Source organism: Acetobacter orientalis (assembly GCF_000963965.1).
Classification (GTDB): Bacteria; Pseudomonadota; Alphaproteobacteria; order Acetobacterales; family Acetobacteraceae; genus Acetobacter; species Acetobacter orientalis.
In genome coordinates this window covers 181,409-193,945 of sequence record NZ_BAMX01000006.1, presented here as the reverse complement: position 1 = coordinate 193,945, position 12,537 = coordinate 181,409, and the positions used below count along the sequence as shown (strand labels likewise).

The window sequence follows — 12,537 nt, the reverse complement described above, 5'->3', positions numbered from 1 at the left end:
GGCAGGCACCTCAACCACGAAGAATGGTTCCCGTACGGCGGATTTTCTTTTGCAGCAGCATAATGCCGTAAATCAATGCCTCTGCCGTTGGGGGGCAGCCGGGCACGTACACATCGACCGGCACAATACGGTCACACCCCCGCACAACCGAGTACGAATAATGGTAATACCCGCCCCCATTGGCGCAGGAGCCCATAGAGATAACCCACCGTGGCTCTGCCATCTGCTCATACAAGCGGCGCAGCACAGGGGCCATTTTGTTGGTAAGTGTGCCCGCGACAATCATCACATCTGACTGACGGGGCGACCCACGGGGAATAATACCCATACGGTCAAGGTCGTAACGCGGCATGTAGGCATGGATCATTTCCACCGCACAGCATGCCAACCCAAAAGACATAGGCCACAAGCTGCCTGTACGGCCCCAGTTTACCAACTTGTCCAGGTTGGCAACCACAAAGCCCTTCTCGGCTATAGCGCCGGTAATACCACGTACCACGGCATCCTGCTCTGGGCCGGGCGGTAGCGCCTCACGGTTCCAGAGCAAGGTATCTTCTTGCGAATGTGTAGACATAGGCGGCTCTCCCTCAATCCCAATCCAGCGCGCCTTTGCGCCACTCATACAGAAAGCCGATGCCTAAAACGCTCAGAAAGCCCAACATGGAAAGAAAACCAAAAAGCCCAATGCGTGACAGGCTGACTGCCCACGGAAATAGAAAAGCGACCTCGAGGTCAAAAATAATGAAAAGAATTGCGACCAGATAAAAACGCACATCAAACCGGCGGCGTGCATCATCAAAGGCTTCAAAGCCGCACTCGTAAGCCGTTGTTTTTTCTGGGTAGGGTTTCTGGTGCCCACTCACCAATGCCATGCCCAACATGGCAGCCGCTATAATAACCGAAATAGCACCGAAAATAAGAACCGGCGCGTAATCACCAAGGACAGATTGCATTAGGGGGCTCCTGCAATGCGCTAAGGTCGCTAAACCAAACGTCTTGCAGTAAGCCTACTCCCAAGTTCTTCACACAACCATGCCTGCCAGAGGTATTGGCGGGAACTTTCCCGTGATTACTTGGTACGCTCACCTGATTATTATAATATGATAACCAGATTTTTACTTTTTTATGAGAAAGGCACGAAGGGAAGAGCCTGAGGCTCTTCCTTATCGTAATATTACCAATGTGAGGTAATGGTGGGCGGTGAGGGGATCGAACCCCCGGCCATCTCGGTGTAAACGAGACGCTCTACCGCTGAGCTAACCGCCCGCCGCAGTATGTGCCACAAACGGAAACGGGCTGCAACCCCTTTTTTTAAGGTTTTGCAGCCCGTTAGCCAAAAAAACTAATTTTTGTAAAAAATTAGCTTACGGCGTCTTTCAATGCCTTGCCCGGCTTGAACCGAACAGAGGTAGAAGCCGGAATATCAATTTCTTCACCCGTGCGTGGATTACGCCCTTTGGCGGCCTTACGGCTTGCGGTCACAAATGTACCGAAACCAACAAGACGCACTTCCTGCCCACGAGAAAGAGCTTCTTCGATTGCACCAAACACGGCGTCAACCACTTCTCCAGCTTTCGCTTTTGGCAGGGCTACTTTGTCGGCCACTGCCGATACGAGTTCCTGCTTGTTGAGCGGCTTATCCATTTTACGCCTTTCTCTAAATATCAAAATTACTGGCGCGGCGGGCGGCTCTGTCCGCCTGTCCGCTTCCCGGTCGCACTATGAAGCCGTTTTTCGCCACGTCAACCGACCAAGCGCAAAGTTTGGCTACATAGTGCTGTTTCGTCTCAGTGCGGCAGAACAGCCGCAGGCTTGTTTCCTTCCGCCCCTGCAACGGGTTCTGGCACCTCTTCCCAATGTATGGGCTGGGGCTTACGCACCAAGGCGCGCGCCAAAACTTCATCAACATGAGCAACGGGTACAATTTCCAAATCTTTCTTCACAGATTCAGGAATTTCCGCGAGGTCTTTCTCATTTTCTTTCGGAATAAAGACCGTCTGGATCCCTGCCCGCACAGCCGCCAGAAGCTTCTCTTTCAAGCCCCCAATAGGCAATACACGGCCCCGTAAAGTGATCTCGCCGGTCATAGCAACATCGCGCCGAACAGGAATACCCGTTAGGACACTAACCAACGATGTTGCCATGGCAATACCGGCTGAAGGCCCGTCTTTAGGAGTCGCGCCTTCAGGCACATGCACATGGAAACTGCGCTTTTCAAACAGGGTGGGTACAATACCAAAGGTCGTGGCGCGGCTCCGTACATAAGAGAAAGCAGCAGAGACACTTTCTTTCATGACATCACCCAGCTTGCCGGTTTCAACAATGCCGCCTTTACCGGGCACCATAACGCTTTCAATGGTCAGAATTTCACCACCAACCTCTGTCCAGGCCAGACCGGTTACAATACCCACCATATCTTCGGCTTCTGTCTGGCCAAAGCTATACCGCTTAACGCCTGCATATTTTTCAAGATTACGCACGGTAATAGCCACTTTCTTGGCTTTACCGGTCACAATCTCTTTCACGACCTTGCGGGCAAGATTCGCAATTTCACGCTCAAGGCTTCGTACGCCAGCCTCACGCGTGTAGTAACGAATGAGGTCACGCAATGCGTCATCACTCAGCGACCACTCACCCTTTTTAAGGTTATGGGCCTCAGCCTGCTTTGCAATCAGATGGCGGCGGCAAATTTCCACCTTCTCATCTTCTGTGTACCCAGACAGCCGGATAATCTCCATACGATCCAGCAAAGGCTGGGGCATGTTCAGGCTATTGGCCGTTGTGACAAACATCACATCAGACAAATCATAATCTACTTCCAGATAATGATCGGCAAACGTGCTGTTCTGTTCTGGGTCGAGCACCTCAAGCAGGGCAGATGCCGGGTCGCCGCGCCAATCAGCACCCAGCTTATCAATTTCATCGAGCAAAAAGAGCGGGTTAGAAACCTTGGCCTTTTTCATGCCCTGAATAATTTTACCCGGCATAGACCCAATATAGGTTCTACGGTGCCCACGAATCTCGGCCTCATCACGCACGCCACCTAAAGACATACGCACGTACTGGCGGCCTGTCGCCTTAGCAATAGAGCGGGCCAGAGAGGTTTTACCCACCCCCGGAGGCCCCACTAGGCACAAAATTGGCCCCTTGAGTTTTTGAGAGCGGCTCTGCACTGCCAAATACTCAAGAATACGCTCTTTCACTTTATCCAGAGCGTAGTGGTCGGTATCCAGAATTTTCTCAGCTTCGCCTAGGTCATGGCGTACCTTGGTGCGCTTCTTCCAAGGAATACCCAAAATCCAGTCGAGATAGTTACGCACCACCGTCGATTCGGCAGACATAGCCGACATGCCACGCAGCTTTTTAAGCTCGGCAATGGCTTTTTCCCGCGCCTCTTTCGAGAGCTTGGTTTTGGCTATGCGCTCTTCAAGTTCGCTGGTTTCGTCTTTACCGTCTTCGCCCTCACCCAACTCTTTCTGAATGGCTTTAAGCTGCTCATTCAAATAATATTCGCGTTGGGTTTTTTCCATCTGGCGCTTAACGCGGTTGCGAATTTTTTTCTCAACCTGCAACACGCCAATTTCTGCCTCGATATGGGCAAAAACTTTTTCCATCTGCTGCATGACAGTCGGCGCTTCAAGAATTTCCTGCTTTTCGGAAATCTTGAGGTTCAGATGGCTGGCAACAGTATCAACCAGTTTGGACAGGTCTGTAATCTGGCCCAAAGACACCAGAACTTCAGACGCAATTTTTTTGTTAAGCTTAATGTAGTCTTCAAATTGAGAGACAATAGAGCGCCCCAGCGCTTCTGCCTCGGCCCCAATAGCAGGCTCTTCGGGCATGTCTTCAATTTCTGCCTCAAAATGGCCGTCTACATCGTGCAGGGCTTTCACCTTGGCACGGCGCACGCCTTCAACCAGCACTTTAACCGTGCCATCTGGCAGCTTAAGCAATTGCAGAATGGTTGAGACCGTACCAAAGCGGTACACGTCATCAACACTTGGGTCGTCTTGTGCTGCATCTTTTTGTGCAACCAGCAAAATTTGCCGGTCGTCGCGCGTCACAGACTCTAACGCTTTGACTGATTTTTCGCGCCCAACAAACAAGGGCACAATCATATGCGGAAAAACCACAATATCGCGCAGCGGCAAAACAGCTACACGGTCTGCGCCTTTAGGTGCGGCTACAGCTGCCCCTTGGGTTTCCACACCGGCTGCAACAGGGGCAACGGCCTTGGTTGCCCGCCCTTTTACCGGTGCTTTACGCTTCCGCTTGACTGCTGGTTTCTTTTCTTCAGCCATACCATGACCTCCTTCAAGGACGATCCAGGCCGAGACACCCAGTTTGTGGCATGCCCCTTGGCCCGTAGAGGCGCCAACAAGGCCTCTGCCTCTACATGTCGTTACGAAAGCCCATTTCTCAATAGGCACCAGAAAACTAAGCCAGCAGAAGGTTGCCCCCTGCTGGCTTTTTTACGCTAATTTATGCCGACTGTTCGGTCGGTACGTCTTTACTTTTTCCGTAAACATAGACGGGGCTCGTTTTCTCCTCCGCCACATCACGGTTCACAACCACTTCTTCCACCGTGTTTAACCCAGGCAGGTCAAACATGGTCGACATTAGGATGCTTTCCATAATGGAACGCAGGCCGCGCGCACCGGTTTTACGTTTAATTGCTCTATCTGCAATGGCCTTCAGTGCATCCTCCGTAAAGGTAAGCTGCACATCTTCCATCTGGAACAAGCGCTGGTACTGTTTAACCAGAGCGTTCTTTGGTTCGCTCAAAATTCGAATCAAAGCCTCTTCGTCCAGATCGCCCAATGTTGCCAACACAGGCAGACGGCCAATAAATTCGGGAATAAGCCCAAATTTCATCAGGTCTTCTGGCTCAACATCATGCAGAATTTCGCCGGTGCGGCGTTCATCGGTTGAGCGTACATCGGCACCAAAACCAATGCCCGAACCCTTGCCACGTGCTGAGATAATTTTATCCAAGCCAGCAAAAGCACCACCACAAATAAACAGCATGTTGGTGGTATCAACCTGCAAAAATTCCTGCTGTGGGTGCTTACGCCCCCCTTGTGGCGGCACAGACGCAACCGTGCCTTCCATCAATTTCAGCAGGGCTTGCTGCACGCCCTCACCGCTAACATCGCGCGTAATGGAGGGATTGTCTGACTTACGAGAAATTTTATCAATTTCATCGATGTAAACAATACCGCGCTGCGCACGCTCCACATTGTAGTCAGAAGCCTGCAAGAGTTTAAGGATAATGTTTTCAACATCTTCCCCAACATAGCCTGCTTCTGTCAGCGTTGTGGCATCAGCCATAGTAAAGGGCACGTCCAGAATACGGGCAAGGGTTTGCGCCAGAAGCGTTTTACCAGAACCCGTTGGGCCAATAAGCAGAATGTTGGATTTTGCAATTTCAACATCGTTGCTTTTAGCGGCCTGTGTCAGACGCTTGTAGTGGTTATGCACTGCAACAGACAAAACCTTCTTGGCCTCAAACTGGCCAATTACGTAGTCGTCCAACACTTTGCAGATTTCTTTGGGCGTGGGCACACCCTCGCGCGATTTAACCAGCGTGGTTTTGTGCTCTTCACGGATAATATCCATGCAAAGCTCAACGCATTCATCGCAGATGAAAACGGTGGGGCCAGCTATAAGCTTGCGCACTTCATGCTGAGACTTACCGCAAAAAGAGCAGTAAAGCGTATTCTTGGAATCACCGGACTTCGCGTTCATGAGCCCACTCCCTCGATCATCCCTGGCCTCAGAGAACCGAGAACCGTGTTATAGACCTCATCTGCCTTCATCAGGTCAGACCATTCCCACTTTGTAGCAGGAATGTCACTGTACACCAGATTAAGGATGGTCTTTATCCTTCTTAGCCGTGTCATCGGTTGCTTTGTGGTGCGTAATTACGTTGTCCACAATACCAAAAGCTTTTGCTTCATCGGCAGACATGTAGCTATCACGCTCCAACTTCTGCTCAATATCTTCCAGCGTTTGGCCTGTATGCTCACGATAAATCTCGTTCAGGCGCTGGCGGATAATCAGAATTTCCTTGGCCTGAATTTCGATATCGCTCGCCTGCCCCTGCGCCCCACCAGAAGGCTGGTGCACCATGACACGCGCATTTGGCAGCGCAAACCGCCGCCCTTTTTCACCACCAGCCAGCAGCAAAGACCCCATAGAGGCGGCCTGCCCAATGCACACCGTGCTTACGGGGCTGCGAATATACTGCATGGTGTCATAGATAGCCAAACCCGCAGACACAACGCCACCGGGGCTGTTGATGTAGAAGGAAATTTCCTTCGTGGGGTTTACGCTTTCAAGGTAAAGAAGCTGCGCTGAGATAAGAGAGGCCACCTGATCATAGACCGGGCCTGTCAGAAAAATGATGCGCTCCTGCAGCAGGCGGGAAAAGATATCGAATGCCCGCTCGCCACGAGAGGTCTGCTCGACCACCATTGGCACCATAGCGTTGCTGAAAATCTCAACGGGATCACGATCCCTCATGTTAGTCATTCCCGTAAAAAACCTGCACAAACCCAAAACCCACCCGGCCAAAACCGGATGGTTGTTTGGGCACTCTTTATTCAAGATAGAGATAATGTGGCAATATGCCACCCCGGAAAAGAAAAACAGTCTGAAAAAGAGTGTCCCGCCAGTTCACACTGGCGGGACACAAAAGGCTCAGATGTTAGCTGGCGGTATATCCGACAACTCTTCTGGAGTGACTTCTTTGTCCTCCACCTTCGCAAGTTCGATCAGGTAGTCCACAACCTTGTTTTCAAAGATTGGGCCTCTGAGCGATTCAACGGCCTGCGGGTTCTTCTGGAAGAACTCAAACACCTGCTGTTCTTGGCCCTGATAGCGCATTGCTTCTGCGCGCATGGCACGGCCAAGTTCGTCGTTGGTAACGGTAATAGCGTTTTTACGGCCAATTTCAGCAAGCAGCAGACCCAGCTTTACGCGGCGTTCTGCAATTTTGCGGTAGTCAGCACGCAGGGTTTCTTCGTCTTTGCCCTGATCTTCTTCGTCCAGCTCACCCGCTTTGCGGTCAGCTTCAACGCGCTGCCAGATCTGGTTGAACTCAGCGTCAACCATGCCTTCTGGTGCTTCGAAGTTGGTTTTGGCAGCCAGAGCATCCAGCAGGTCACGCTTAATACGCAGGCGTGTCAGCTGTTCGTATTCCCCTTCAACCTGCTTGCGCACAAGGTCACGCAGTTGTTCAAGGGTTTCAAAACCGAGCTTTTTAGCCAGTTCGTCATCAATCGGTGCATCAACGGCTTTTTTCAGAGCCTTCACCTTAATGTCGAACGTTGCTTCTTTACCAGCAAGCTCTTCTGCACCGTAGTTTTCAGGGAAAGTTACCGTGATAACTTTTTCTTCACCCGGCTGCATACCTTCGATCTGTTCAGCAAAACCGGGAATAAACCCTTCGCCGCCCAGTTCAACGTTCACGTCTTCAGCGGTGCCACCATCAAAAGCAACACCATCGCGCTTACCAACGAAGTCGATTGTGAGTACGTCACCCTTAACGGACGGACGGACTTCTTCAACCACTTCAAAGTTACGCTGGCGCTTAGCAATGTCGGCCACAACTTTATCAATGGCTTCGTCGCCAGCAACGGCTTTAAGGCGTGTCAGAAACAGGTCAGACAGGTCTGGCACTGTAATTTCTGGCAGAATTTCGGTTTCAACCTTGAACTCAAGGTCTTTACCCTGCTCTTGCCCAGAAACCAGATCAACCTTAGGCTGACCAGCAGGACGGAGACCGCGTTCATCCAATGTGGAGCTAAGCGCTTCAGAAACAGCCTGCTCAAGCACTTCTGCGCGCACGGCATCAGCATAACGCTGGCGTGCAATAGACACAGGCACTTTACCCGGACGGAAACCGGGGAGTTTCAGGCCCGCGGCAACTTCCTTAAGGCGAGCTTCCTGCTTCGCATCAAGATCAGCTGCCGGAATGGTAATGGTAAAACCACGCTTCAGCCCTTCGGAAAGGGTCTCGGTAACCTGCATCGGCCAGGCCTTCCTTTCGGTACAAACTTAAAAATCCCGCATCGTGCCGAAAGGCTGCTGCGGACAGGACGGGGCCACCAATTTTTTGAAAATTGGTACGGGCGGAGGGACTTGAACCCCCACGACTTGCGTCACCAGAACCTAAATCTGGCGTGTCTACCAATTCCACCACGCCCGCACGGCAAATGCCCCGTCGCAAGTTGGCTGCAATTAACCTAGTGCGAGCCTCCCGGCAAGATGCTGATTGCATTATCTTTCATAAAAATATTCTGAGCCTGCGTTGCCTTAACCCGCGCAGCCCCCAAAAATGCCTCAAGATCTTCGGCTAAAGGCCAAGCTCCGGCTTGTAATCCGGCCTCTCCATGCAGCCAGACACCAGCGGCGGCGGCATCCCACTGCGGCATACCGGCGGCCAGCAGTGCAGCAATAATGCCCGCAAGCGTATCGCCGGAGCCTGCTGTACCCAAAGCGGGAGTCGCATGGGTATTAAGTGCCACCCTGCTATCTGGCGCGGCAATGAGTGTTGTAGCCCCCTTAAGCACCACAACCGCCCCCAACAACCGGGCAGCGGCTCTTACAGCCGCAACCGGGTCTGGCGTGGGCGCACCAAAGAGCTTGGCAAACTCCCCCACATGCGGCGTAATAACAGAAACGCCACGCAACCCTTCTGGCCGCCCAGCGTAAGCGCTCAGTGCTCCAGCATCAGCAAGAATCGTGCGTTTTGCGGCCACCAGAGCAGGCAGGGCCGCCTCCACTTCCTCTTCTGTCAGGCCGGGGCCGCACACCCATACTTTGCGGCGGCTATCTTCAAGCAAGCGCTCAAGGGGGGCATCATCAACCACCAAACCGGGCGCCCCCAAGCGGTACGCGGGTGCGGCCTGCCCTGCAGCCAGTCTTACAAGCCCGGCGCCAGCACCGCGCGCCCCCCCACCGCAAAGCCGTGCCGCCCCCGGCATAACGCCACCGGCACAAATACTCACAACACCGCGCGTATATTTATGGCTTTCGGGGGTAAGCACAGGCAGGCACCAAAGGCCGGGCACATTATGCCACATCTGCGCTGAGCACTGCCGCAAAACGCTTTGAGGCATGCCAATATCAGCCAACACCAAAGCCCCCATAGACTCGCGCGCTGGGTAAAGCAGGTGCGCAGGCTTAAAGCGCACAAACGTAACAGTCAGTTCGGCTTTAGGGGCCATACCCCTTACCTGCCCTGTTGCGCCATCAATGCCCGAGGGCACATCAACCGCCACCACACGCCGGGCAGCGGCAAGTACATCTGCAACCGGTCCGCCCACTGGGCGGCTTAACCCTGCCCCAAATACGGCATCTATAACCAGATCGGCCCTTTGCACTTCAGCCACACTAAAAGGCACATGTACCCCCGCAAAGCGGGCCGCTGCCTGTGCCGCAGGGCCTGTGGGTGCAGCAAGCGCCGCCACACCCACAGGCCAGCCCGCCTGCTGTAAATAGCGGGCAGCCACATAGCCATCTCCACCATTGTTACCGGGGCCACACAGCACCAAAACACGGCAAGGCTTAAAACGCTGCTTAATAGCCCGCGCCACAGCCCACCCTGCGGCCTCCATCAACGTGGCCACAGGCGTTATTTTTGCTGCCTGCCTGTCAATTTCGTCCATTTCAGCGGGGGTATAGACAGCAAGAGAAAATGCAGCAGGCATGGCTCACCTCTTTTATGTGTAAAACACAGGCACACACTCAGGGCTTGCACCCCAGAGCACAGCTTGGCAATCAAGCAGCATGACCCTGCGCCACACCTGCCCTTGCAGCCCCCGTGGTGCGGTACTTTAAAAAGCCCTCAAAACCAGTTTTGGTTTTTTCGTTAAAGCGGAGTCTGCATGTCTCATTCTATTTTGTGGAGCCTTGTTCTGGCGCTTCACCTGATCTGCATTGTTGTCTGGATAGGCGGTGGTGCTTACGCAGCCATTATTTTGCGCCCCAGCCTAAACCTGCTGGACACAACGCAACGCAACTCTGTGCATTTGCAGACACTCAACCGCTTTTTCAAAATGCTCACCCATGTTGTGCCTACAGCCCTGATTACTGGCTGGCTCATGATTATTCATGAAGGCGGGTTTGCCGCAGCACCATGGACAACCAACGTCATGCAAGGCTTAGGCCTTATTATGGCGCTTTTATTTGTACGGGTTATGATGGGGCCTTATCAGAAAGTGCGGCGTGCGATCCGCCCCCAACCGGCCACTTTCGACTCCATTCGCAAGCAGGTTCTGGTTATTGTAGCATTAGGCGTTCTGACCATTCTGGCTGCGTCTATGGGGCACCCTTTTGCGTAAAACAGCATAATGCTGTGCGCGAAAACTTGATTCTGCCGGGAATTCCCTTTATCGGAGCATTCGCCTGACCGGCTTCAGTTTATGACCTTGCGCCAGTTTTCTGGCGCGGGGCTAAAGCAGGGCCAGTCGGTTCATGCTTCATAATGACTGATGTACTCCCGAGAGCATATTGACAGCCAAAACGCCCGCACGCCCCCGCAAAACAACAGCTCGCAGTCGTACAAAAACGACCGTGGCATCCTCTGACACGCAGGTGGAAGCCGTACCCGATGTTGTTGAAGCCGAGGGGCTACAAGACGAGTCCGTAAAGGCTAAACCTGTCAAAAAAACGACACGTACCCGGCGCGCCCCTGCCAAAAGCAAAACGGCTGCTGCAAAAAAAGCAGAAACCGTTGCGCCGGTAGACGCCATTGCCGAGGCCGAAGTTGCGGCAGAAGAGGCAGCACCAGAAGCAGCCCCCAAAACTGCCAAAGCAGCGCCCCGCGCACGCAAAACACCTGTGCGTAAAACAACCACACGTAAAAAAGCAGCCCCTGCTCCAGCAGAGGCAGCCGTGCCAGAGACCCCGGAAGAAACCGTGGTTATTGCTGAGGCCCCACAGGAAGCCCCTGCTGCTGTAGCACCAGAGGAAGTGGAAGCCGCTCCAGCCCCCAAAATACCTGAAACTGATAAGCCGACCTTTAAAAGTCTTGAGCTGTCAGAACCGATTCTGCGTGCCATTGCGGAAATGGGCTACACCCACCCCACCCCCATTCAGGCACAAGCTATTCCGGCTATTTTAATGGCCAAAGACGTGCTTGGTGTAGCCCAGACAGGCACAGGTAAAACCGCGTCTTTCACGCTGCCTATGCTGGAAATTCTTTCCGACTCGCGGGCCAGAGCACGCATGCCCCGCTCCCTTATTCTGGAACCAACCCGTGAACTGGCTCTACAGGTTGCAGAAAACTTTGTTAATTACGGCAAGCACCTTAAGCTAACCCATGCCCTGCTGATTGGCGGTGAGAGCATGGCAGACCAAAAAGAGGTGCTAAACCGTGGGGTTGATGTGCTTATTGCCACCCCCGGCCGCCTGCTAGACCTGTTTGAGCGGGGTGGGCTGCTCTTAACCCAAACCCGTATTCTGGTTATTGATGAAGCAGACCGTATGCTGGATATGGGGTTTATTCCCGATATCGAAAAAATTGTCAGCCTGCTGCCACTTAACCGGCAAACCCTGTTTTTCTCTGCCACAATGGCCCCGGCCATTCGTAAACTGGCAGATGCCTTTTTGCATGCCCCCAAGGAAATAACGGTCAACCGCGAATCGTCCGTTGCGACGACCATTGAGACCGGCCTTGTGGTGGTTGATGAATACAACAAGCGCGACACTCTGCGCCGCCTGCTACGCGACCCATCGCTGCAAAATGCCATTGTGTTCTGTAACCGCAAGCGCGATGTAGACGTGTTGACGCGCTCGCTCACCAAACACGGTTTTGCCGTGGGCGCATTACATGGTGACCTGCCGCAGTCTGCCCGCTTTGCCACGCTAGAAAAATTTAAAAATGGCGCGTTAAAGGTACTAGTCTGCTCTGACGTTGCCGCACGCGGTATTGATATTGGCGGCCTGTCGCACGTTTTTAACTTCGACCTGCCTTTCCATGCAGAAGACTATGTGCACCGCATTGGCCGTACAGGCCGTGCAGGGCGTAAGGGCCACGCATACAGTTTGGCAACGCCCTACGATAAAGCCTTGGCTGAAGCCATTGAAACCCTGACCGGCAAGCCAATTCCGCGCTTAGAACTAGACGGGTTGGAACAGCTAGACTGGACGGACGAAAAACGCCCACCACGTAACAACACCAACCAGCGTGGCCGCCCAGAACGCCCCCGCCGCGATGCACAGCACAAAGAGCGTACACCCGCCAAAGAGGCCCCAGCACAAGATGCTGCACCAGCCCCTGTGGCAGAAGAGCGCCAGAATACCCGCCGCCCAGCACCGCAGCGTAACAGCAACGCCACGCAGCAAAAGCCCTACCGTGAGCGTATGCGTGATGAAGCCCCGCCCATGCCTGCGGGAGATGTGCTTGGCTTTGGGCGCGATATACCCGCTTTTATGCAACTACCGCGCCGCACAACCATATTGGCTGACCTCCCTACCCCTACGGCTGATATGTCTGTCTCAGACGATGGCTCGATAAAGCACGCCTGA

Annotated in this window: 10 protein-coding genes and 2 tRNA genes; 2 read left to right on the top strand and 10 right to left on the bottom strand. The window is 53.3% G+C overall.

Annotated elements, in window-relative coordinates:
• Positions 1-10 precede the first annotated feature (10 nt).
• The 10 genes from Abor_RS02580 to Abor_RS02535 form a co-directional block, all read right to left on the bottom strand.
• The gene (locus Abor_RS02580; protein ID WP_048840254.1) at positions 11-574 is read right to left on the bottom strand and encodes a NuoB/complex I 20 kDa subunit family protein; all 564 of its coding nucleotides are present in this window, start codon (positions 572-574) and stop codon (positions 11-13) included.
• Positions 575-587: 13 nt separating this feature from the next.
• Positions 588-953: an NADH-quinone oxidoreductase subunit A gene (locus Abor_RS02575; RefSeq protein ID WP_048840253.1), complete on the bottom strand. Its 366-nt coding sequence runs from the start codon at positions 951-953 to the stop codon at positions 588-590.
• A gap of 238 nt (positions 954-1,191) precedes the next feature.
• A tRNA-Val gene (locus tag Abor_RS02570) sits at positions 1,192-1,266 on the bottom strand.
• Between the two features lie 93 nt (positions 1,267-1,359).
• The gene (locus Abor_RS02565) at positions 1,360-1,644 is read right to left on the bottom strand and encodes an HU family DNA-binding protein (RefSeq protein ID WP_048840252.1); all 285 of its coding nucleotides are present in this window, start codon (positions 1,642-1,644) and stop codon (positions 1,360-1,362) included.
• Positions 1,645-1,787: 143 nt separating this feature from the next.
• Entirely contained in the window at positions 1,788-4,301 is a 2,514-nt protein-coding gene (lon, locus tag Abor_RS02560) for an endopeptidase La (protein ID WP_048840251.1), read from the bottom strand.
• Positions 4,302-4,482: 181 nt separating this feature from the next.
• Complete coding sequence (clpX, locus tag Abor_RS02555) at positions 4,483-5,748, bottom strand: ATP-dependent Clp protease ATP-binding subunit ClpX (protein WP_048840250.1); 1,266 nt, start codon at positions 5,746-5,748, stop codon at positions 4,483-4,485.
• Positions 5,749-5,868: 120 nt separating this feature from the next.
• The gene (locus Abor_RS02550; RefSeq protein ID WP_179193593.1) at positions 5,869-6,534 is read right to left on the bottom strand and encodes an ATP-dependent Clp protease proteolytic subunit; all 666 of its coding nucleotides are present in this window, start codon (positions 6,532-6,534) and stop codon (positions 5,869-5,871) included.
• 168 nt (positions 6,535-6,702) lie between these two features.
• Entirely contained in the window at positions 6,703-8,034 is a 1,332-nt protein-coding gene (tig, locus tag Abor_RS02545) for a trigger factor (RefSeq protein WP_048840249.1), read from the bottom strand.
• Between the two features lie 93 nt (positions 8,035-8,127).
• Positions 8,128-8,212: transfer RNA gene (locus tag Abor_RS02540), tRNA-Leu, on the bottom strand.
• A gap of 37 nt (positions 8,213-8,249) precedes the next feature.
• Positions 8,250-9,716: a bifunctional ADP-dependent NAD(P)H-hydrate dehydratase/NAD(P)H-hydrate epimerase gene (locus Abor_RS02535; RefSeq protein WP_048840248.1), complete on the bottom strand. Its 1,467-nt coding sequence runs from the start codon at positions 9,714-9,716 to the stop codon at positions 8,250-8,252.
• Between the two features lie 177 nt (positions 9,717-9,893).
• Here Abor_RS02535 and Abor_RS02530 point away from each other — a divergent pair, with 177 nt between their 5' ends.
• Together Abor_RS02530 and Abor_RS02525 are read left to right on the top strand one after the other, a co-directional pair.
• Positions 9,894-10,349 carry a membrane protein gene (locus tag Abor_RS02530; protein ID WP_048840247.1) on the top strand — a complete coding sequence of 152 codons (456 nt, stop codon included), beginning with the start codon at positions 9,894-9,896 and terminating at the stop codon, positions 10,347-10,349.
• Between the two features lie 169 nt (positions 10,350-10,518).
• Complete coding sequence (locus Abor_RS02525; RefSeq protein WP_084594326.1) at positions 10,519-12,537, top strand: DEAD/DEAH box helicase; 2,019 nt, start codon at positions 10,519-10,521, stop codon at positions 12,535-12,537.

Excerpts from the sequence above, each read along its gene's own strand:
- Abor_RS02550 (WP_179193593.1), bottom strand. The coding sequence starts at position 6,534 with ATGACTAACATGAGGGATCGTGATCCCGTTGAGATTTTCAGCAACGCT.
- Abor_RS02575 (WP_048840253.1), bottom strand. The coding sequence starts at position 953 with ATGCAATCTGTCCTTGGTGATTACGCGCCGGTTCTTATTTTCGGTGCT.
- Abor_RS02565 (WP_048840252.1), bottom strand. The coding sequence starts at position 1,644 with ATGGATAAGCCGCTCAACAAGCAGGAACTCGTATCGGCAGTGGCCGAC.
- Abor_RS02530 (WP_048840247.1), top strand. The coding sequence starts at position 9,894 with ATGTCTCATTCTATTTTGTGGAGCCTTGTTCTGGCGCTTCACCTGATC.
- lon (WP_048840251.1), bottom strand. The coding sequence starts at position 4,301 with ATGGCTGAAGAAAAGAAACCAGCAGTCAAGCGGAAGCGTAAAGCACCG.
- Abor_RS02535 (WP_048840248.1), bottom strand. The coding sequence starts at position 9,716 with ATGCCTGCTGCATTTTCTCTTGCTGTCTATACCCCCGCTGAAATGGAC.
- tig (WP_048840249.1), bottom strand. The coding sequence starts at position 8,034 with ATGCAGGTTACCGAGACCCTTTCCGAAGGGCTGAAGCGTGGTTTTACC.
- clpX (WP_048840250.1), bottom strand. The coding sequence starts at position 5,748 with ATGAACGCGAAGTCCGGTGATTCCAAGAATACGCTTTACTGCTCTTTT.
- Abor_RS02580 (WP_048840254.1), bottom strand. The coding sequence starts at position 574 with ATGTCTACACATTCGCAAGAAGATACCTTGCTCTGGAACCGTGAGGCG.